Here is a 20,743-nt window from a genome sequence, read left to right as displayed (position 1 = left end):
CGTCGCTCGCTCCTCAAGAGTCATGCTTCGGGGCATGTGTGACTTACGGCCGAGCGTACGCCGCTGATCCAAGATCCGGACAGGGTGTCCGGATGGCGGGACGGCCGTCTCACCGGCGCAGCCCCCTCGTCCCGGCCCTCGCCGCGGCGGCCACGACCGGGCGCACCCGTGCGGCTACGGCCCGGTCAGATGCCCCTGCACCACCGGCGCCAGCCGCGCCACGATCTGCTCCACGTCCGCCGAAGCCAGCGGCTCGACCTGGATGACGTACCGCAGCATCGCCGTCCCCACCAGCTGCGCCGCCGCCAGCTCCGCGCGCAGCTCGGCGTCGGGCAGGTCGAGGCGCTCGGCGATGCGGGCCAGGAGCTGGGTGGAGATCAGGCGGCGGAAGACCGTGGCGGCCGTTTCGTTGTTGACGGCGGAGCGGACGATGGCGAGCAGCGGCGTACGGGTCTTCGGGTCCTCCCAGACGCCGAGGATGAAGCGGGTCAGGCGCTCGCCGACGTCGTCGAGCGGGCCCTCCGCCACGGCGGTCGGCGCCCCCAGCGCGGGCGCGAAGGCCACCTCGATGGCGGCGGCGAAGACCTGCTCCTTCGTACCGAAGTAGTGGTGCACGAGCGCCGAGTCCACGCCCGCCGCCTTGGCGATGGAGCGCACGGACGCCTTCTCGTACCCGCGCTCCGAGAACTGTTCGCGGGCCGCGTCCAGGATCACCTCGCGCATGGCGGGGCCCTGCTCGGCCTGGGTGCGGGAGGGGCGACCCCGGCGCCGGGGCGCGGGGGCGGGGCTCTCGCCGGTCATGACCGCGGCACCCGCACCGCCGACGCCAGGTGCAGGCGGGTGAAGGCGAGCGCCTCGGCGAGGTCGGCCTCGCGCTCGGCGCTGGACATGGCGCGCCGGGTGTTGACCTCGATGACGACGTGGCCGTCGAAGCCGCTGGTCGCGAGGCGTTCGAGCAGTTCGGCGCAGGGCTGGGTGCCGCGCCCCGGCACCAGGTGCTCGTCCTTCGCGGAGCCCTTGCCGTCGGCGAGGTGGACGTGGCCGAGGCGGTCGCCCATGCGGTCGACCATCTGGAGGGCGTCGACGCGGGAGGTCGCGGTGTGCGACAGGTCGATCGTGAAGTGGCGGTAGTCGTCCTTGGTGACGTCCCAGTCGGGGGCGTACGCGAGCATCTCGCGGTCGCGGTACCGCCAGGGGTACATGTTCTCCACGGCGAACCGCACGTCGGTCTCGTCGGCCATGCGCCAGATGCCCTCGACGAACTCGCGGGCGTAGCCGCGCTGCCAGCGGAACGGCGGGTGCACGACGACCGTCGACGCGTCCAGCTTCTCGGCGGCGGCGCGGGCGCGCTGGAGCTTCACCCAGGGGTCGGTGGACCAGACGCGCTGGGTGATGAGCAGGCAGGGCGCGTGCACGGCGAGGACGGGGATCCGGTGGTAGTCGCTGAGGCGGCGCAGGGCCTCGATGTCCTGGCTGACGGGGTCCGTCCACACCATGACCTCGACGCCGTCGTACCCGAGGCGCGCCGCTATCTCGAAGGCCGTCGCCGTCGACTCCGGGTACACGGAGGCCGTCGACAGGGCGACCTTCGCATCCGGGATGCGCACGACTGGTTCTGACACGGAAGACAGCGTACGGGCCCTTTCCGCGCACCGGGGGGTCGGTCCGCGGGTACCCCCACTCATGTGAGCCACGCCGCACCCGCGGCGGCTTCGGCCGGTCCTGGGACGGGTCCTGCCTAGGGCGTGTCCGAGGCGACGTGCGTGGCGGGCATGTGGTCCAGGCGGCGCAGGATCACGCCCTCCCGCAGCGCCCACGGGCAGACCTCCACGGACTCCACGCCGAAGAGGTCCATCACGCCCTCGGCGACGAGCGCCCCGGCGAGCAGCTGTCCGGCCCGCCCCTCGGACACCCCGGGCAGCTCGGCCCGCTCGGCGGTGGTCATGGCGGCGAGCTGCGGCACCCAGTCCTCCAGGGACTTGCGCTTCAGCTCCCGCTGTACGTAGAGACCCTCCGTGGACCGCGCGGCGCCCGCGAGCCGGGCCAGCTGCTTGAACGTCTTCGACGTGGCGACGACGTGGTCGGGGTTGCCGAAGCGGCTGAACTCGCCGACGGTGCGGGCGATCTGGGCGCGGACGTGGCGGCGCAGGGCGCGCACGTCGGCCGGGTCGGCCGGGTCGGTGGGCAGCCAGGCGGCGGTCAGGCGGCCGGCGCCGAGCGGCAGGCTGGCCGCGGCGTCGGGCTCCTCGTCGATGCCGTACGCGATCTCCAGGGAGCCGCCGCCGATGTCGAGGACGAGCAGCTTGCCCGCGGACCAGCCGAACCAGCGCCTGGCGGCCAGGAAGGTCAGCCGTGCCTCCTCCGCTCCGGTGAGGACCTGCAGGTCGACGCCGGTCTCGGCGCGGACACGGGCGAGCACGTCATCGGCGTTGGTCGCCTCCCGCACGGCCGAGGTGGCGAACGGAAGGAGGTCTTCGACGCCCTTGTCCTCCGCGGCCTGGAGCGCGTCACGCACCGTGGCGATGAGCTGGTCGACGCCTTCGGGGCCGATGGCGCCCGCCTCGTCGAGGAGTTGGGCAAGGCGCAGGTCGGCCTTGTGGGAGTGCGCGGGCAGCGGTCGCGCGCCGGGGTGGGCGTCCACCACCAGCAGATGCACCGTGTTCGAACCCACGTCGAGGACACCGAGTCTCATATACGGAACGCTACTGCGCCCACGACCGTTCCCGGCGTCCGGGCGGGCGTCACTGGTCTCCGGGGACACACGGGCGCGCATACCCTGGAGACGTGCCAAAGACGAAAAAGGCGAAGTCCGACAAATCGAAGCCGTCGCAGTCATCGGAGTCCTCGAAGTCGGAGAAGCAGGTCACGAAGGCCGACAAGGTCAAAAAGGTCAAGCCCGACAAGCCCGACAAGGCCGACAAGGCCGACAAGGGAAAGAAGGCGGGCAAGGGCGCGGCCGTCCAGGACGAGCAGGGTCTGGACTTCGCGCGCGCCTGGGTGGAGTTCCCGGACCCGGCGGACGACGAGCAGGTCTTCCGCTGCGACCTGACGTGGCTCACCTCCCGCTGGAACTGCGTCTTCGGCAGCGGCTGCCAGGGCATCAAGGCGGGCCGCGCCGACGACGGCTGCTGCACGCTGGGCGCGCACTTCTCCGACGAGGACGACGAGAAGCGGGTCGCGGGTTACGTGGCGCGGCTCACCCCGGACATCTGGCAGCACCACGACGTGGGCACCTCGTCGGGCTGGGTGGCACAGGACGAGGACGGCGAGCGCCAGACCCGGCCGTACAACGGCTCGTGCATCTTCCAGAACCGGCCCGGGTTCGCGGGCGGCGCGGGCTGCTCGCTGCACATCCTGGCCCTGAAGGAGGGGCGCGAGCCGCTGGAGACCAAGCCGGACGTCTGCTGGCAGCTGCCCGTGCGGCGGACCTTCGACTGGATCGAGCGACCCGACGACACGAAGGTCCTTCAGGTGTCCATCGGGGAGTACGACCGCCGGGGCTGGGGCCCTGGAGGACATGACCTGCACTGGTGGTGCACGTCGGCCACCTCGGCGCACGGCGCCGGGGACCCCGTCTATGTGTCCTATCGGCCCGAGTTGATCGAGCTGATGGGTCAGGCGGGGTACGACCGCCTGGTCGAGCTGTGCGAGGCGCGGCTTGCCTCGCAGTTGCCGATGATCGCTCCGCATCCCGCGGATCCGGTGCGGGCCGGTTCTCGGGATGCCTGATCGCCGTCGGCCTCAGCCCGGCCCTGGGTCTCCGCCCGGGGCCGGTGCCGTGGTGCCCGGGTCCGACGGGGTCGGGGTGGGGTCCGTGGGGGGTGTGCTCGTCGGGGTCGGGTCCGGGTCGGGCGGGGTCGGCGTGGGGTTGCCCTGGGTGGGGGTCGGGTCCGGGTTCGACGGGCCCGGGCGGGTGGCCGTGGGGCGGGGGCCCGGGTTGCCGGGGCGGTTCGGCGGGGTGGAACTTCCGTAGCCCTCCAGGGAGATGACCGCTCCGGTGGGGGCGATCGTGACGCGGGCGCTCCAGTGGCCCGCGGGCTCGCGATCGGCGTCCACGTACACCCTGATCGTCACGGACTCGCCGGGCGAGAGCGTGCCCGAGGACTGGCTGAGGGCGAGCCAGGACGCTCCGGTGCTCGCGGACCAGCGGACCGGTGAACTGCCGCCGCCGGTCAGCGTGATGAGCGTGACGCCGCCGTGCGAGCGGGCCTGGACGCCGATGCGTCCGGCGCCGGGGGCGGCGGGTCCGCCGGGGCTGATGACCTCCACGGAGACACCGGGTCCGCCGCGGCCGTCGCGGAAGCGGTCGGGGGTGGTGCGGGCGTTGCCCGCGTTCTCGTAGTCCTCCCTGCCCCGGGGGCCGCCGCCGGGGCCGTCGTCGGCCTCGGCCGCGCTGGCGGAGCGGCCGTCGCGGCCCTCGCCGGTGAGCGGCGCGCCGCGGTAGGCCGCCCAGAGGGCGAGGACGGGGGCGGCCACGACAGTGGCGACGACCGTGGTGGTGACGGCACGCGCGCGCAGGCGTTCGCGGCGGGCGGCGTGGTCCTTGGGGTCCATCGGGAAGCCGCGCCGGTCGAAGCGCGGGCCGCCGCCGCGGGGCCTGCCCTTGGCTCGCGGGGTGTGGGCCATGGCGTGGTGCAGGGCCGCGCGCGGGGCGGCGATGACGGGCAGCGCGGCCGGGGTGACGGCGGTGCCGGGCCAGGCGCTCGATGCGGTGCGCTCGGCGGTGCGGCGGCACTGCGGACAGTCGTCGACGTGCCGGACGAGCTCGCGGCGCAGGGCGGTGCCGAGCAGGACCTGGTTGTCGCCGGTGAGGCGGGCCACGATCGGGCAGGTGCCGGTCTCGACGACGGCGAGGGCCGCGCGGGTGCGCTCCACCTCGCAGGCGGCGGAGGCGAGCAGGTCACGGGCGGCGGCCGGGTCGAGGCCGAGGACTGCGGCGACCTCCTTGGCCGAGAGCCGGTGCCGGACGGCCAGCTCCAGGGCCTCGCGCTGCTCGGGCGTGGTCCCGGCGGCCTCGGGCCAGGCGAGCTGGGCCAGCTCGCGGCGGCGGGCGCGGGCGGTCTCGTCGACGGGGGCGGCCGGGGCTCCGGGGACGGCGGGGGCATGGGCGCCGGGCCCGGGGGCCGCCTGGGCGACCTGGGCGGCGGCGGACGCGGGGCTCGGCGCCGGGGCGGACGCACTCGCCCCGGACGCGCCGGCCACGGACGGGTCGCCCCCGGGCGAGCCGCCTCCCGGCGAGCCGCCCCCGGACTGCGCTCCATGGCGGCCGCGCTGCTTCGCCTCGGCGAGGGCGCGCAGGCACATCCAGCGGGCGAGCGCGTACAGCCACGCACGGGTGTCGCCGTCGGGCCGGGCGCCGCGCCGCTCGGCCAGCACGAGGACGTCGCCGAGCGCGGCGGTCGCCGCGTCGTGGTCGCACAGCACCGACAGGCAGTACGTGAACAGGCCGTCCAGGAACGGTTCGTAGTGCGCGGGCGGCGACTGGGCGACCGTGCGCGGCACCACCCGCTTGCGGGCGCCCGGATGCGCCCGGTGCGCGCCGGTGGTGTACGTGGGAGTTTCCGGGCTGCTGCTCATCACCCGTGCGAAGTTAGGCGCATGATGCAGGCGCCTTCTGCCCCCTTGAGCACATTTAATCCTTACGGGTGAACAGATCCCTCAAAAGGGGACAGGAAGAGACGATTCCGTTGCCCGTTCGAGAGGTAAGGGCTCGGGGTGTCGGGGGGCGCCCGGAGCCGTCGGTGAGCGTGGCCCGCGGCCGCTGCCCGGCGCCGCCCACGGCCGGTAGCCGGTGCCGCCCGCGTTGTCAGTGGTGGCGGCTACGGTTCGTGCATGGCTGCCCGTACGAAATCCAGTAAGGACCGGCCGTCCTACCGCTGCACGGAGTGCGGCTGGCAGACGGCCAAGTGGCTCGGCCGCTGCCCCGAGTGCCAGGCGTGGGGGACGGTCGAGGAGTACGGCGCGCCCGCGGTGCGCACGACGACCCCCGGCCGGGTCACCTCCTCCGCGGTGCCCATCGGCGAGGTCGACGTCCGCCGCGCCACCGCACGCTCCACCGGCGTGCCCGAGCTGGACCGCGTCCTCGGCGGCGGCCTGGTGCCGGGCGCCGTGGTGCTGCTCGCGGGCGAGCCGGGCGTCGGCAAGTCCACGCTGCTGCTCGACGTCGCGGCGAAGGCGGCCACGGACGACCACCGCACGCTCTATGTCACCGGCGAGGAGTCGGCCAGCCAGGTCCGCCTGCGCGCCGACCGCATCAACGCCATCGCGGACCACCTGTATCTCGCCGCCGAGACCGATCTGGCCGCCGTCCTCGGCCACTTGGACGCGGTCAAGCCCTCGCTCCTGATCCTGGACTCGGTGCAGACGGTCGCCTCGCCGGAGATCGACGGCGCACCCGGGGGCATGGCGCAGGTCCGCGAGGTCGCGGGCGCCCTGATCCGCGCCTCCAAGGAGCGCGGCATGTCCACGCTCCTGGTCGGCCATGTCACCAAGGACGGCGCCATCGCGGGCCCGCGCCTCCTGGAGCACCTGGTCGACGTGGTGCTGCACTTCGAGGGCGACCGGCACGCCCGCCTGCGCCTGGTCCGCGGCGTGAAGAACCGGTACGGGACGACGGACGAGGTCGGCTGCTTCGAGCTGCACGACGAGGGCATCACGGGCCTGGCCGACCCGTCCGGCCTGTTCCTGACCCGCCGCGACGAGCCGGTCCCCGGCACCTGTCTGACGGTGACCCTGGAGGGCCGCCGCCCCCTGGTCGCCGAGGTACAGGCGCTCACCGTCGACTCCCAGATCCCCTCGCCGCGCCGTACCACCTCCGGCCTGGAGACGTCCCGGGTTTCGATGATGCTGGCGGTTTTGGAGCAGCGCGGCCGCATCAGCGCCCTCGGCAAGCGCGACATCTACAGCGCCACGGTCGGCGGCGTGAAGCTGTCGGAGCCCGCCGCCGACCTCGCCGTGGCGCTCGCCCTGGCCAGCGCCGCGAGCGACACTCCGCTGCCGAAGAACCTCGTGGCGATCGGCGAGGTGGGCCTCGCGGGCGAGGTCAGACGGGTCACCGGCGTGCAGCGCAGACTGGCCGAGGCCCACCGTCTGGGCTTCACACACGCGCTCGTGCCCGCCGATCCGGGCAAGGTCCCGCCCGGTATGAAGGTCACCGAAGTCGCCGACATGGGCGACGCGCTGCGCGTCCTTCCGAGATCGCGTCGTCAAGAGGCCCCACGGGAGCACGAGGACCGCCGGTAGACTTTGCCCTGGTCTCGCCCATCCGTACGAAGCAAGGCGTATCGAGGCGTGTGGGGGAGGGCTTGGACAACCTGCGACCGGAGGAGTGCAGTGGCAGCCAACGACCGGGCAGCGGTTCCCGGCAAGCCCGGTGGAGGCTCCGGTGCCGACGGGCTGATGCGCGCCTCCCTGAGCGCGGTCGCGCCGGGCACGGCCCTGCGCGACGGCCTGGAGCGGATCCTCAGAGGCAACACGGGCGGGCTCATCGTGCTCGGCTCGGACAAGACCGTCGAGTCGATGTGCACGGGCGGCTTCGTCCTCGACGTCGAGTTCACCGCCACGCGCCTGCGTGAGCTGTGCAAGCTCGACGGCGGCATCGTGCTCGACAAGGACATCACGAAGATCCTGCGTGCGGGCGTGCAGTTGGTCCCGGACCCGACCATCCCCACGGAGGAGACGGGCACCCGGCACCGCACGGCGGACCGGGTCAGCAAGCAGGTCGGCTTCCCCGTCGTGTCGGTCTCGCAGTCCATGCGCCTGATCGCGCTCTACGTGGACGGGCAGCGCCGCGTCCTGGAGGACTCGGCGGCGATCCTGTCACGTGCCAACCAGGCCCTCGCCACCCTGGAGCGGTACAAGCTCCGCCTCGACGAGGTCGCGGGCACGCTGTCCGCCCTGGAGATCGAGGACTTGGTGACGGTCAGGGACGTCACCGCGGTCGCCCAGCGCCTGGAGATGGTGCGGCGCATCGCCAAGGAGATCGCCGAGTACGTGGTCGAGCTGGGCACGGACGGCCGCCTCCTGACCCTCCAGCTCGACGAGTTGATCGCGGGCGTGGAGCCCGAGCGCGAGCTGGTCGTCCGGGACTATGTGCCGGAGCCCACCGCCAAGCGCTCGCGCACCGTGGACGAGGCACTGGCCGAGCTGGACTCCCTCACCCACGCCGAGCTGCTCGAACTGCCCACGGTGGCACGGGCGTTGGGCTACACGGGATCGCCCGAGACGCTCGACTCCGCGGTGTCGCCGCGCGGCTTCCGGCTGCTCGCCAAGGTGCCCCGGCTGCCCGGGGCCATCATCGACCGGCTCGTCGAGCACTTCGGCGGTCTGCAGAAGCTGCTCGCCGCGAGCGTCGACGACCTCCAGACGGTGGACGGGGTCGGGGAGGCGCGGGCGCGGAGTGTCCGCGAGGGACTCTCGCGGCTCGCGGAGTCGTCGATCCTGGAGCGGTACGTGTAGCCGTCCGGCTCGGTTCACGACGGGGCTCCCACCCCAGCTGCGGGTGGGAGACACCCGGCGAGCTGGAGGCATCTGCGGGCGGGAGGCATCCCCGGACAGGCAGGAGACACCCCCGGGCGGGAGCGCCCCCGCCGCCCTAGTCCTTCGTCAGCAGGAACGACGCCTGGTCGCTGCCCAGGCCCGCCGCCCGTGCCTCCACCAGGTACGTGCCCGGCTTCGCGCCGCCCGCGGGCGGCGTCGCGCACTGCGGGGCGCTGGCCTTGCGGTCCCACTCCAGGGAGTGCGTCACATGGCCGTTCGCGGGCACCTTGAACAGCAGGGTCGCCGCGGCCCCGGGGCAGTCGTTCGAGGACCACATCGCGTCGTCCGCCCCGGCCAGGGTGATCGTCACGACGGTGCCCTTGCCGCCGAGGTCGACCTTGCAGGCCTTCCCGCCGCTGTTGACGGCGGTCAGCTCCAGCTTCGGCTTCTGCCCGGGCTCGTACGAGTTCCGGACGCTGCGCAGCTTCAACTTGACCGCGCCGGGCGTGCAGTTGGCGAGGGACGACCCGGCCGGGAGCCGAGCGCCCGACCCGCCGCCGCCCTTCGCGTCGCCCGAGCCCCCGGAGCCGCCCGAGCCGCCCTCGGAGTCACCGCCGGAGCCCGAGCCGCCGGAGCCGGCTCCCTTGGAGTCACCGGAGTCACCGGAGTCGCCGGAGCCGTCGCCTCCGCCGTCCCCCTCGCCCTCCGACTCGTCCCGGCCGCCCGGGTGTTCGCTGATCGCGGGCCCGGAACCGGAGGGGCCTGGCGTGATGGACGTCGCGGGGCCGTTGCCCGACGGACCGTCAGCGCCGTTGTCCCCGCCGCCTCCGCCCGAGGCTAGGGCCCATACGACAAGCAGCAAGAGGAGTCCGACGACGGACAGCAGGACGGCCCTCCGACGCCAGTAGATGGAGGAGGGAAGCGGCCCGATCGGATTGCGCAGAGATCCCACGCCCAAACCTTACGAGAGAACCGGGCGTTGTCCTGCCCCACCCGCCGCCTCAGGCCACAACTTTTGCGGATCATCATCCCGGACAGGCCCGCCCGACGGCCCCCGGACGGCCCTCGGACACCCCCTCGGCGCCCCCGCCGCGTTCCCCCGGCGCCCCTTCGACGGCGCCCACCCCTGACTTTCGTCAGGTCCACGATGCGCCCATCGCCGGATGTGACGGTGCCGGACCACTGCGTACGGTCCGGAATCATGGACACCATGGATTCTTCCGGCCTCTACCTAGACGTCACCGAATTCGCCCATGACACCCCGTCGTGGGTGCAGCACCTCGCGGAGGTGTGGACGGAACTCGGTCTGCTGCTCTTCGGCGTGCTGTTCGTCGTGGCCTGGTGGCGGGCGCGGCGCGGGGATCCGCGTGCCGTCGCGGTGGCGGTCCTCGCGCCGCTCGGCACGGCTCTCGCGTACGTCATCAGTGAGACCGTGAAGTCCTTCATCGAGGAGGAGCGGCCGTGCCGGGCGGTGTCCGGCGCGCTCAAGCCGCTCGTGGAGTGCCCGCCGCACGGCGACTGGTCGTTCCCGAGCAACCACTCGACGATCGCGGGCGCCGCCGCCGTGGGCCTCGCCCTCGCCTGGCCCCGGATCGCCGCCCTGACCCTGCCGATGGCGGTGCTCATGGCGTTCTCGCGGGTGTTCGTGGGCGTGCACTACCCGCACGACGTGGCCGTCGGCCTGGTCCTGGGCGCGGTCGTGGTGTTCCTCGCGGTCAAGTTCGCCGCCCGGCCCGTGACGCGGATCACGGAGACGATGCGGGGGTCGCGGACCGGCGTGGTCAGGTGGTTCGCGGGCGAGGGCACGCGCCCGGCGACCGCTCCGGCCGCGGCGGCCGGGCAGTACGTGCCGCCGCAGTCCGGGGCGTACGAGAACTCACTGCCGTACCGGCCCGCGCGCGCCGAGCAGCCCCAGGAGCAGACGATGACGCTGCGCCGCCACCAGGACGCGTACCAGGACTCGCACCAGGACCCCTATCAAGGTCAGGGTGCCTACCAGGGACAGCAGGGACAGGGCGCGTACCAGGGACAGGACGCGTACCAAGGGCAGGACGCGTACCAGGCGCAAGGCTCGTACCAAGGGCACGACCCCTACGGCCAGCAGCCGCAGTACCGGCCCCAGGGCCCCGACCCCCGCGCCTGAAGCGGGAGTTCGGCGCCCTCACCCGGGCGTCGGCTCCCCCGCCCCGTCGTCCGTCACCAGCCCCGCCTCGTACGCGACGACCGCCGCACGCACGCGGTTCTTGACCTCAAGGCGGTCGAGGACCGCGCTGACGTAGGCCTTGACCGTGCCCTCCACCAGGTGGAGGCGCGCGGCGATCTCCGGGTTGGACAGGCCCGCGCCGACCAGGCCGAGGACCTCGCGCTCACGGGGCGTCAGGAGCGCGACGCGGGCGCGCGCTTCGGCTCCGCGCGCCAGTCGGCGGGCGCCGAAGCCGTCGATGACCTGCCGCGCCACCCGCGGCGAGAGGAACGCGGCGCCGCCCGCCACCGCCCGTACGCCCGCGATGAGTTCGTGCGGGTCGCCGGACTTCAGCAGGAAGCCGGTGGCGCCGCCGCCGAGCGCCCGCGCCACGTACGCGTCCTCGGAGAACGTCGTGAGCATGGCGACCGCCGTGCCCGGCAGGGTCCGTACGATCTCCTCCCCCGCCGCCAGGCCGTCCAGGCGCGGCATCCGGATGTCCAGGAGCGCCACGTCGGGGCGGTGCGCCCGGGCCAGGTCGACCGCCTCGCGGCCGTCGGCGGCCTCCGCGACGACCTCGATGTCGGTGCCCGCCGCGAGGATGGCGCCCACGCCCGCGCGGATCATCGCCTCGTCGTCCGCGAGCAGGACCCTGATCACCGCGCCCACGCCGCCTCCCGCCGCATGCTCCGGTCCGCGCCCGCCTTGGGGATCACTGCCTTGTCCACCAGCCTTCCGTCGTCGAAGCAGAGCCTGAAGTGCGTGAGGGAGGTGAAGAGCTCCCCGCTGGAGCGGTAGTAGCGGCAGTCCGCGCCCGGGGGCGGCGGGGTCGGCGCGCGCTCCACCGGCGGGTCCGTGACGCTCCGGTCCGGGAGCACGGCGGCGACCTCGGACCGCGGCTGGCCCACGCGCAGGGCCGCGTAGTCGGCGGGCCGCAGGACGGAGTGCGTCTTCGTGTACGCGTACCAGGTGAACGCCCCCGCGACGAGCACGGTGCCGATGGCGACGGCGGCGCCGAAGGTGAGGGCGGTGCGGCGGCGGGCGTGGGCGAGGAGGGTGCCCGGGGGCGGGGGCGTCGGCTCGGGCGCCCCCGGCCGGGGTGCCGCTCCGGTCACCGGCAGGCTCGCCCGGACGCGGAACCCGCCGCCCCGCGGCCCCGCCGTCAGCGTGCCGCCGCCCGCCGCGACCCGGGCCCGCAGGTCGGCCAGGCCCGAGCCGCCCTCCGGCGGGCCCTGCCGGGGTGGATCGCCGTGCGGGGGCGGGCCGTTGGTGACCTCGATCGTCGTGGTGGCGCCGGTGCCGGTGGCCGTGACGGTGACGGGGGCGCCCGGCGCGTACTTCGCGGCGTTGGTCAGGGCCTCCTGGACCACGCGGTACGCGACGCGCCCGGCGCCGTCGGACGCGTCGGTGCCGTCGTCCTCGTACCGCACGGGAAGGCCCGACTCCGCCGCCCGCGCGACCAGTTGCGCCACCGTCTCGCCGGGTGGGGCCAGCGGGGCCGTCTCGTCGCCCTCGTCCCGGAGCACGCCGATGATCTCGCGCAGCCGGTCGGTGGCCGTCGCGGCGGCCTCGCGCAGGTCGGACGCGGCGGCCCGGTGGTGGGCGGGGAGGTCGGCGGCCACCTGGAGGGCGCCCGCGCGGACCGCGATCAGGCTCAGTTCGTGGCCGAGGGAGTCGTGCATGTCCTGGGCGATGCGGGCGCGTTCGCGCAGCCGGGCCCGGTCGGCGACGATGCGCTGCTCGCGCTCCAGCTGGTCGGCGCGCGCCCAGCCCGCGGCGGCCAGCTCCCGGCTCTGGCGCCAGTAGCGGCCCGCGAGCCAGGGGAAGACCACGCCGAACAGCAGCGTGCCCATGAGCACAAGCCACTCCACGACCGGGTCCACGTCCCGGACCAGGACCCTGACCGTGCCCGCCGCCCAGACCGCCGCGAAGGCGAGCAGCGCCGGGCGGGCGCGGGTGCCGTGGCGGCCGAGCAGCAGCGCGAGGACGGCGAGGGCCGGGCCGTACGAGACCGAGAACAGGGCGGGGGCGGTGAGGGCGAGGGTGGCGGCGAGGAGGAAGGCGGTGGCCGGGCGGGCACGCCACGTCGCCGTGGCCGCGGCCAGGACCGCCAGGCCCGCGCACTGGGCCCACAGCGGGCGGGGCTCGTTCAGCCCGATCGCGTCGGCGCTCACCGCGGGCACGGCGAGGGCCGCCCAGAGGGCGACGTCCATCGTGCGGGGGCTCTTCACTCCCGTGACGCTACGTGCCTCCCGCCGGTGCCCGCCCCTGCCGATCGTCAGGTTTCCCCGCCCCGTCAGGGGCACGGGGAACTGCGCGCCCGGCCCAGTAGGAGCCGCGGACGCGCCTGCCGCGATACGAGCAGACGCGTCTGCGGCCTTCTTGTGGCTGAGCGCGCAGTTCCCCGCGCCCCTCGCGGGGCGCCAGCCGTGCCGTTGGCGCGTACCCCACCGCCACCATGGCAGGATCGTCGGCATGCCGACCGCCCTCGCCGCCGATCTCGTCAGCGCCGGCACTGCCGACGCCCGTTCGCTGGACGAGCAGTTCCACTCCCCCGTCATCGCCTGGTTCGAGGCCAACGCGCGCGATCTGCCGTGGCGTCGGGAGGACGCCGGGCCCTGGGGGGTCATGGTCAGCGAGTTCATGCTGCAGCAGACGCCGGTGAGCCGGGTGCTTCCCGTGTACGAGCAGTGGCTCGCCCGCTGGCCGCGCCCCGCCGACCTCGCCAAGGAGGCGCCCGGGGAGGCCGTGCGCGCCTGGGGGCGGCTCGGGTATCCGCGGCGGGCGCTGCGGCTGCACGGGGCGGCCGTCGCCATAACGGAGCGGCACGGGGGCGACGTACCGGCGCAGCACGCGCAGTTGCTCGCACTGCCCGGCATCGGCGAGTACACCGCCGCGGCCGTCGCTTCGTTCGCGTACGGGCAGCGGCACGCCGTGCTCGACACCAATGTGCGGCGCGTGTTCGCGCGCTCCGTGACGGGCGTGCAGTACCCGCCGAACGCCACCACCGCCGCCGAGCGCAAGCTGGCCCGCGCGCTGCTGCCCGAGGACGAGCACACGGCGTCCCGCTGGGCGGCCGCCTCCATGGAGCTGGGCGCGCTGGTGTGCAGCGCCAAGAACGAGAACTGCGCGCGCTGCCCGCTGGCCGCGCAGTGCGCCTGGCTCGCCGCCGGGAAGCCCGCGCACGAGGGGCCCGCCCGCCGCGGCCAGACGTACGCGGGCACCGACCGGCAGGTCCGCGGCAAGCTCCTCGCGGTGCTGCGCGAGGCCGTCTCGCCGGTGCCGCAGTCCGCGCTCGACCGGGTGTGGGACGAGCCGGTGCAGCGGGCGCGCGCGCTGGACGGCCTGGTCTCCGACGGGCTTGTGGAGCCGCTGCCGGACGGGTACTACCGGCTGCCGCTGACCTGACACCCGCCGGGCCCGGCCTTCACATCACAGCCCGCTGACAGGAAACGGCGACGAAAGCAGCGACAAAAAGGGCATCCACGCCCACACCCACCTGCTGATTTACGTCCAGCCTACTTCTGTTACACAACCTACGTACAGCCGTGCGTCCGCCGCTGGCTGCTCCGCACAACGCCGTGACACGCCCTCCGTAACTTCATACCCGTACCGCACAGGCAAGGGATCAGCGGTCGAGAGGCACCCGGGAATCGACCGGGGGCAGCCGGGGATGAACGGGATCGGAGGCGGTTGGGTATGGCGCACGGCGAGGTGCTCGAGTTCGAAGAGTACGTCCGCACTCGGCAGGACGCCCTGCTGCGCAGCGCCCGGCGGCTCGTACCCGACCCGGTCGACGCCCAGGACCTGCTGCAGACGGCGCTCGTACGGACCTACGGCCGCTGGGACGGCATAGCCGACAAGCGGCTCGCGGACGCCTACCTGCGCCGCGTCATGATCAACACGCGGACCGAGTGGTGGCGCGCCCGCAAGCTCGAAGAGGTGCCCACCGAGCAGCTGCCGGACGCCTGCGTCGACGACTCCACCGAGCAGCACGCGGACCGCGCCCTGCTGATGGACATCATGAAGGTGCTCGCCCCCAAGCAGCGCAGCGTCGTGGTGCTGCGACACTGGGAGCAGATGTCCACCGAGGAGACGGCCGCCGCACTCGGCATGTCGGCCGGCACGGTCAAGAGCACGCTGCACCGCGCGCTCGCCCGGCTCCGCCAGGAGCTGGAGAGCCGTGCCGCCGACGAGTCGGCAGGGCCTGCTGCGCGGATGTTCGAACGTGAGGAGCGGGAGCGTTGCGCGGCCTGAGTGCCCGGACCGGACCAGCGGGCCGGGCCACGAAAGAGTGGAAGGCGGGGAGTGCGGCGGTGGCCGTGCTCGCCGCCCTCGGCCTTTTGCTCGCCGTGACCGGCTGCTCCACGGGCGGCTCCGGCACCCGTGACGAGGGCCCCGCGCACGTCGGCGCCGTGCCGTCCACCGCGCCTTCGGCCGCCCCGTCGCCGACCCCGAAGAGCGTCGACGCGGTCCAGCTCGTCAAGGACGACCCGAAGGTCAGCCTGGCCGTCAAGCGCGACCTGAAGCCGTGCGCCGCCGACGAGTACCCGGTCGACGTGGCCTACGGCAACCTGACCGGAGCAGCGTCGGACGACGTCGTCGTGAACGTCCTGACCTGCGGTGACAGGGTGGGCATCGGCAGTTACGTGTATCGCCCCGACGGCAAGAAGTACGAGAATGTCTTCGCCGACGAGCAGCCGCCCGTGTACGCCGAGATCGACCGCGGCGACCTGGTCCTCAGCAAGCAGCTGTTCGGCAAGGACGGCTCGGTGGCGGACCCGACGGGAGAAGAGATCATCACCTACCGCTGGTCGACGAGCCACTTCACCGAGCAGAACCGCACCCGCAACAACTACAGCACCACGGCGGACGGCGAGACGGCCGAGCCGTCGTCGGACTGACACACAGACCCGACCGCCGCCCGCCACCCGCCCCCGAGCCCGGACCGACCCCGGCCCCCGGACCCCCGACCGCCCCCGAACCGAGACCGGAACTGAGAGCACCCGATGGCAGAACACACCCATGTCCTGTTCGTCGAGGACGACGACGTCATCCGCGAGGCCACGCAGCTCGCCCTGGAGCGCGACGGCTTCGAGGTCACCGCCATGCCCGACGGCCTGTCCGGCCTTGAGGCGTTCCGGGCGGACCGGCCCGACATCGCCCTGCTCGACGTGATGGTGCCGGGCCTCGACGGCGTCAGCCTCTGCCGCCGCATCCGGGACGAGTCGACGGTGCCGGTGATCATGCTGTCGGCGCGGGCGGACTCCATCGACGTCGTCCTCGGCCTGGAGGCGGGCGCCGACGACTACGTGACCAAGCCGTTCGACGGCGCCGTCCTGGTCGCCCGCATCCGCGCCGTGCTTCGGCGCTTCGGGCACGCCAGCGGCCCCGGCTCGGCCGCGCCCGCCGCCGAACAGGGCGAGAGCGCCGACGGCGGCATGCTGAGCTTCGGCGACCTGGAGATCGACACCGAGGGCATGGAGGTGCGCCGGGGCGGCGAGCCCGTCGCGCTCACGCCGACGGAGATGCGGCTGCTCCTGGAGTTCTCCTCCGCGCCCGGCACCGTGCTGTCCCGCGACAAACTCCTTGAACGCGTCTGGGACTACGGCTGGGGCGGCGACACGCGCGTCGTCGACGTGCATGTGCAGCGGCTGCGGACGAAGGTGGGGCAGGACCGCATCGAGACGGTCCGCGGGTTCGGATACAAGCTCAAGGCGTGAGCTCGCGGCGTGGGGGGACACAGGGGTCTGCCATGGGCAGGGGCATGAACGGGGCGCGGTCCGCGTCCGGCGAGGGGGCGCGGGCCCGGGTCGCGTCCGGCGAGGGGCCGGGGGCGCGGTTCGCGTCCGGTGACGGGCCGCGGGCGCGGCTGCGAGGGCTGCGGGCGCGGCTGCGGCGGCCGGGCGGGCCGCTCGGACCGCGGGGCCTGTCGTGGTCGGAGCGGCTGCGGTCGCTGGTCGGCGCCCGGCTGCGCACCGGCGTGCGCTGGAAGATCGCCGCCGCCATCGGCCTGGTCGGCGCGCTCGTCGCGGTGGCGCTGAGCCTCGTCGTGCACAACGCCGCCTGGGTGTCGATGCTCGACAACGCCCGCGACCTCCAGGACGAGCGCGTCCAGATCGCCCAGCGCAACTACGAGGCCCGCCGCACGACCAACGCCATCTACGGCACCAAGATCGACGACCCGCAGCTCCCGAAGGAACTGCGGCAGAAGGTCCTCACCGGCCGCCGCGCCACCTTCGTGCAGGAGCACGGCGACGGCGTGCCCGACATCTGGGGCGCCGTGCCGCTCAGCGACGGCCACGTCCTCTCGGTGCACAGCCGCTTCGCCGACCGCAACACCACGATCATGAAGGACCTCGACCAGGCCCTCGTCATCGGCTCCATCGCGGTCGTCTTCGGCGGCTGCGCGCTCGGCGTGCTCATCGGCGGCCAGATAGCCCGACGCCTGCGCAAGGCGGCGACGGCCGCGGGCGAGCTCGCCCAGGGCAACACCGACGTGTCCGTACGCGACGCCATCGGCGGGCACGTCCGCGACGAGACCGACGACCTCGCCGAGGCCGTGGACGCCATGGCCGACGCGCTCAAGCAGCGCCTGGAGGCCGAGCGCCGGGTCACCGCCGACATCGCGCACGAGCTGCGCACCCCCGTGACCGGGCTGCTCACCGCCGCCGAGCTGCTGCCCCCGGGGCGGCCGACCGAGCTGGTCAAGGACCGGGCGCAGGCCATGCGCACGCTCGTCGAGGACGTACTGGAAGTGGCCCGCCTCGACTCCGCGTCCGAGCGGGCCGAGCTGCAGGACATCACGCTCGGCGAGTTCGTCAGCCGCCGCATGGCCCTGCTGAGCCACGACGTGCGGGTGACGATCGTGCACGAGTCGGAGGTCACCACCGACCCGCGCCGCCTGGAGCGCATCCTCGGCAACCTCGTCGCCAACGCCGCCAAGCACGGCAAGCCGCCCATCGAGGTCAGCGTCGAGGGCCGGGTGGTCCGGGTGCGCGACCACGGCCCCGGCTTCCCCGAGACGCTGCTCGCCGAGGGCCCCTCCCGCTTCCGCACCGGCTCCGCGGACCGGGCGGGGCGCGGGCACGGCCTGGGCCTGACGATCGCGGCCGGGCAGGCGCGGGTGCTCGGCGCCCGCCTCACCTTCCGCAACATCCGGCCGCCGGGGGCCTCGCCGGAGGAGCCCGCCGAGGGGGCGGTGGCGGTCCTGTGGCTGCCGGAGCACGCCCCGACGAACACCGGGAGCTACCCGATGCTGCAACTGCCGGAGAAGCCCGCGAAGTGGCAGAAGTAGCCGACCCCGCGGGTGGCCTGCCGGGCTTCCGGCGGAGCGCTCAGCAGCCCCAGTCCTTGTCCAGGTCGAGCTCGCCCTCGCGCTCCTGGGTGAACGAGAACCAGTTGCCGGAGTCGTCGCGGAAGATCGCCTCCACTCCGTACGGACGCTCCTGCGGCTCCTGGAGGAACTCCACGCCGCGCGCCTTCAGCTTCTCGTAGTCCCCGTGGACGTCGTCCGTGCGCAGCGCGCCGCCGCCGAGGACGCCCTTGGTGACCAGCTTCCGCATGGCCTCGGCCGACTCGGCGTCCATGCCCGCGCCGCCGGGCACCATCAGGGCCAGCATCAGCTCGGGCTGGTCCTTGGCGCCGACGGTGAGGAAGCGCATGCCGCCCTCGCCGAGGGTCATGTCCGTGCGGACCTCCAGGCCGAGCTTCTCCGTGTAGAACTCCTTGGCCCGGTCCTGGTCGAGGACCCAGACGGTGGAAATGGCGAGTCCCTTGATCATGATGTGCTCCTGGTGAGGGCTTTTGTGCTTGCCCGGCCACCGTAGGCAGCGGGCCCGGCGCCGCGCTTCTCAAGAATTGCGCTCCAGTCCGCCGCTCCCCTCACCGCCGTCGTCGGCGTCCGCTCCCCCGGTCCCCGTCCCGGCCCCGGTCTCAGCCCCCGTCCCGGCCCCCGCGCCCGCCCCCGTCCCGTCGAGCCCCGCCCGCGCCGGGAACCCCCCGGCCCACAGCAGCGCCCAGCACCCGGGGATCAGCGCGGCGCCGCGCCCCACGTGCTTGGCGCGGTACTCGCTCGGGGTGAGGCCGGTCTGGCGCTTGAAGGACGACGAGAACGTGCCGACGCTGGTGAAGCCGACCAGCATGCAGATGTCCGTCACGGAGAGGTCGGCCGAGCGGAGCATGTCCTCGGCCCGCTCGATGCGGCGGCGCGACAGATACTGCCCGGGCGTCTCCCCGTACGCCTCCTTGAAGGCGCGCAGGAAGTGATAGCGCGAGTAGCCCGCGTGGGCGGCGACCGCGGTCAGGTCGAGGGCGGGGTCGGCCCAGTCGCGGTCCATCGCGTCCTTGGCGATGCGGAGCTGGCGGAGTCTCTCCACGCCTTCGATGCTGGCACGCGGCACTGACAACGGCCCCCCGGCACCGAAGTGCCGGGGGGCCGTGGACCGGGCGGACCAGCGGGTCAGACGGCCTCTGCAACCGGCTCCCGCTCGCCGCGCGCGGAGTCCCCGTCCGCGTCACCGGCCGGCTTCTTGTCCGCGGGGGCCGCGCCCCGCAGCGGCGTCTCCTTCACGAAGAACGCGGCGATCAGCGCGGCCGCGGCCATCGCGGCGGCGAGCAGGAACGCCACGTGCGTACCGGCGGACACCGCGTGCTGGTAGGCCTCCCGCGCCGCCTCCGGGAGCTTGGCGAGGCTCGCCGCGTCCAGCTGGGCGGAGTGCTCGGTGACCTTGGCGACGCCGCCGCCCCCGGCCTCGGCCATCTCGTCCTGGACGCGGTTGTTGAACAGGGCGCCCATGATCGCGACGCCGAAGGACGAGCCGAGGGTGCGGAACAGCGTGGCCGAGGACGAGGCGACGCCCATGTCCTTCATCTCGACGCTGTTCTGCGCGACCAGCATGGTGATCTGCATCAGGCAGCCCATGCCGGCGCCGAGCACGGCCATGTAGATCCCGGTCGTGACGCGCGAGGTGTCGGTGTCCATCTGCGCGAGCATGAAGAGCCCGACGGCCATCAGGACGCTGCCGGCGATCGGGAACACCTTGTACTTGCCGGTGGCGGTGGTGAACCGCCCCGCGACCATGGAGACCGCCATCATCGCGAGCAGCATCGGCATCAGGAGCAGCCCGGAGTTGGTGGCCGAGGCGCCCTGTACGGCCTGCTGGTAGAGCGGCAGGAAGAGCATCGCGCCGAACATCACGAAGCCGGTGAGGAAGCCGATCACGGACATCAGGGAGAAGTTGCGGCTGCGGAAGATGTGCAGCGGCATGACCGGCTCCGCGGCCTTCTGCTGGACGAACCAGAAGCCGACGAGGGCGGCGACGCCGAGCCCGATCAGCTCCATGATCACGGCCGAGCCCCAGGCGTACTCCGTACCGCCCCAGGTGGTGACGAGGACGAACGAGGTGATGCCGATGGTCAGCAGCGCGGCGCCGAGGTAGTCGATGCGGCCCTGGGCGCGCTTCTTCGGCAGGTGCAGCACGGCGCTCACCATGAACAGGGCGACGATGCCGAGCGGCAGGTTGATGTAGAAGGCCCAGCGCCAGCCGAGGTGGTCGGTGAGGGTGCCGCCGACGAGCGGGCCGCCGATCATCGCGACCGCCATCACGCCGGTCATCATGCCCATGTACTTGCCGCGCTCCCGCGGCGGCACGAGCTCTCCGATGATGGCCATGACGCCGACCATCAGACCGCCCGCGCCGAGCCCCTGGATCGCCCGGAAGCCGATGAGCTGCCCCATGTCCTGGGCGAGTCCGCTGAGCGCGGAGCCGATCAGGAAGATCACTATGGAGGCGAGGAAGGCGCCCTTGCGCCCGTACATGTCGCCGATCTTGCCCCAGATCGGGGTGGATGCCGCGGTCGCGAGGGTGTACGCGGTCACGACCCACGACAGGTGCTCCAGGCCGCCGAGGTCACCGACGATCGTCGGCATCGCGGGGGCCACGATCATGTTGTCGAGCATCGCGAGCAGGATCGCGACCATCAGCGCGAAGATCACCACCCGTACGCTGCGTGGCCGCGGCTCGGCCGCCGCGCCCTGGTCCGTCACCGATTTCCCTGCCATGGTCACCACTCCCCGCTACT

The 20,743-nt window shown here is 73.6% G+C and carries 18 protein-coding genes and 1 pseudogene; 9 read left to right on the top strand and 10 right to left on the bottom strand.

The features are described 5' to 3' along the window. Positions 1-174: 174 nt before the first annotated feature. The 3 genes from ACZ6AA_RS15915 to ACZ6AA_RS15905 all read right to left on the bottom strand — a co-directional run bounded on the left by ACZ6AA_RS15915 (position 175) and on the right by ACZ6AA_RS15905 (position 2,692). Positions 175-801: a TetR/AcrR family transcriptional regulator gene (locus tag ACZ6AA_RS15915; RefSeq protein WP_471458453.1), complete on the bottom strand. Its 627-nt coding sequence runs from the start codon at positions 799-801 to the stop codon at positions 175-177. Then, entirely contained in the window at positions 798-1,622 is an 825-nt protein-coding gene (locus tag ACZ6AA_RS15910) for a sugar phosphate isomerase/epimerase family protein (protein ID WP_468462617.1), read from the bottom strand. The genes ACZ6AA_RS15915 and ACZ6AA_RS15910 overlap by 4 nt, the downstream gene beginning before the upstream one ends. Positions 1,623-1,738: 116 nt before the next feature. Beyond that, positions 1,739-2,692, bottom strand: coding sequence for a Ppx/GppA family phosphatase (locus tag ACZ6AA_RS15905; RefSeq protein ID WP_468482963.1), 954 nt, complete (start codon positions 2,690-2,692; stop codon positions 1,739-1,741). Positions 2,693-2,784: 92 nt separating this feature from the next. On the opposite strand from ACZ6AA_RS15905, the gene ACZ6AA_RS15900 reads away from it, so the two are divergent. Beyond that, positions 2,785-3,729 carry a DUF3109 family protein gene (locus ACZ6AA_RS15900; RefSeq protein WP_471458450.1) on the top strand — a complete coding sequence of 315 codons (945 nt, stop codon included), beginning with the start codon at positions 2,785-2,787 and terminating at the stop codon, positions 3,727-3,729. A 12-nt stretch (positions 3,730-3,741) separates the two neighbouring features. Here ACZ6AA_RS15900 and ACZ6AA_RS15895 read toward each other — a convergent pair whose 3' ends face one another. Then, a complete protein-coding gene (locus ACZ6AA_RS15895) occupies positions 3,742-5,580 on the bottom strand; it encodes a BACON domain-containing protein (RefSeq protein ID WP_468482961.1) in 1,839 nt (612 codons plus the stop codon). A gap of 252 nt (positions 5,581-5,832) precedes the next feature. Here ACZ6AA_RS15895 and radA point away from each other — a divergent pair, with 252 nt between their 5' ends. Beyond that, positions 5,833-7,242 carry a DNA repair protein RadA gene (radA, locus tag ACZ6AA_RS15890; RefSeq protein ID WP_468460025.1) on the top strand — a complete coding sequence of 470 codons (1,410 nt, stop codon included), beginning with the start codon at positions 5,833-5,835 and terminating at the stop codon, positions 7,240-7,242. A gap of 90 nt (positions 7,243-7,332) precedes the next feature. Next, positions 7,333-8,457 carry a DNA integrity scanning diadenylate cyclase DisA gene (gene disA, locus ACZ6AA_RS15885; protein WP_030361002.1) on the top strand — a complete coding sequence of 375 codons (1,125 nt, stop codon included), beginning with the start codon at positions 7,333-7,335 and terminating at the stop codon, positions 8,455-8,457. A gap of 136 nt (positions 8,458-8,593) precedes the next feature. Here disA and ACZ6AA_RS15880 read toward each other — a convergent pair whose 3' ends face one another. After that, positions 8,594-9,430 carry a hypothetical protein gene (locus tag ACZ6AA_RS15880; protein ID WP_468482960.1) on the bottom strand — a complete coding sequence of 279 codons (837 nt, stop codon included), beginning with the start codon at positions 9,428-9,430 and terminating at the stop codon, positions 8,594-8,596. A gap of 249 nt (positions 9,431-9,679) precedes the next feature. Here ACZ6AA_RS15880 and ACZ6AA_RS15875 point away from each other — a divergent pair. After that, positions 9,680-10,318 (top strand): annotated as a pseudogene (locus tag ACZ6AA_RS15875) (phosphatase PAP2 family protein); the annotation flags it as partial. A 321-nt stretch (positions 10,319-10,639) separates the two neighbouring features. Here ACZ6AA_RS15875 and ACZ6AA_RS15870 read toward each other — a convergent pair. Together ACZ6AA_RS15870 and ACZ6AA_RS15865 are read right to left on the bottom strand one after the other, a co-directional pair. After that, complete coding sequence (locus ACZ6AA_RS15870) at positions 10,640-11,320, bottom strand: response regulator transcription factor (RefSeq protein ID WP_471458486.1); 681 nt, start codon at positions 11,318-11,320, stop codon at positions 10,640-10,642. Next, positions 11,317-12,891, bottom strand: a complete 1,575-nt coding sequence (locus ACZ6AA_RS15865) for a sensor histidine kinase (protein ID WP_468482959.1) — start codon at positions 12,889-12,891, stop codon at positions 11,317-11,319. Before ACZ6AA_RS15865 ends, ACZ6AA_RS15870 begins: the two co-directional genes overlap by 4 nt. 244 nt (positions 12,892-13,135) lie before the next feature. Between ACZ6AA_RS15865 and ACZ6AA_RS15860 the strand changes: the two genes are divergently transcribed. The 5 genes from ACZ6AA_RS15860 (at position 13,136) to cseC (ending at position 17,957) form a co-directional block, all read left to right on the top strand. After that, positions 13,136-14,068 carry an HhH-GPD family protein gene (locus tag ACZ6AA_RS15860; RefSeq protein ID WP_468460031.1) on the top strand — a complete coding sequence of 311 codons (933 nt, stop codon included), beginning with the start codon at positions 13,136-13,138 and terminating at the stop codon, positions 14,066-14,068. Between the two features lie 291 nt (positions 14,069-14,359). After that, entirely contained in the window at positions 14,360-14,917 is a 558-nt protein-coding gene (locus ACZ6AA_RS15855) for a SigE family RNA polymerase sigma factor (RefSeq protein ID WP_030361008.1), read from the top strand. Continuing rightward, positions 14,905-15,564 (top strand): hypothetical protein, encoded by a 660-nt coding sequence (locus ACZ6AA_RS15850; RefSeq protein WP_468460033.1) that lies wholly within the window; start codon positions 14,905-14,907, stop codon positions 15,562-15,564. The genes ACZ6AA_RS15855 and ACZ6AA_RS15850 overlap by 13 nt, the downstream gene beginning before the upstream one ends. A gap of 105 nt (positions 15,565-15,669) precedes the next feature. Next, entirely contained in the window at positions 15,670-16,383 is a 714-nt protein-coding gene (gene cseB, locus ACZ6AA_RS15845) for a two-component system response regulator CseB (protein WP_468460035.1), read from the top strand. 44 nt (positions 16,384-16,427) lie between these two features. Further along, entirely contained in the window at positions 16,428-17,957 is a 1,530-nt protein-coding gene (cseC, locus tag ACZ6AA_RS15840; RefSeq protein ID WP_471458484.1) for a two-component system sensor histidine kinase CseC, read from the top strand. A 40-nt stretch (positions 17,958-17,997) separates the two neighbouring features. Here the strand turns inward: cseC and ACZ6AA_RS15835 are convergent, their stop codons facing one another. From ACZ6AA_RS15835 to ACZ6AA_RS15825, 3 genes are all read right to left on the bottom strand, one after another. Continuing rightward, positions 17,998-18,444, bottom strand: a complete 447-nt coding sequence (locus ACZ6AA_RS15835) for a VOC family protein (protein WP_030361012.1) — start codon at positions 18,442-18,444, stop codon at positions 17,998-18,000. Between the two features lie 69 nt (positions 18,445-18,513). Continuing rightward, entirely contained in the window at positions 18,514-18,999 is a 486-nt protein-coding gene (locus tag ACZ6AA_RS15830; protein ID WP_468482975.1) for a helix-turn-helix transcriptional regulator, read from the bottom strand. Between the two features lie 122 nt (positions 19,000-19,121). Beyond that, a complete protein-coding gene (locus ACZ6AA_RS15825) occupies positions 19,122-20,723 on the bottom strand; it encodes an MDR family MFS transporter (RefSeq protein WP_468482958.1) in 1,602 nt (533 codons plus the stop codon). Between the last annotated feature and the right edge of the window lie 20 nt (positions 20,724-20,743).

The organism is Streptomyces sp. NPDC040610 (assembly GCF_055594065.1).
Note: the sequence above shows the minus strand (reverse complement) of the source record. Positions and strands in the feature narration are given on the sequence as shown.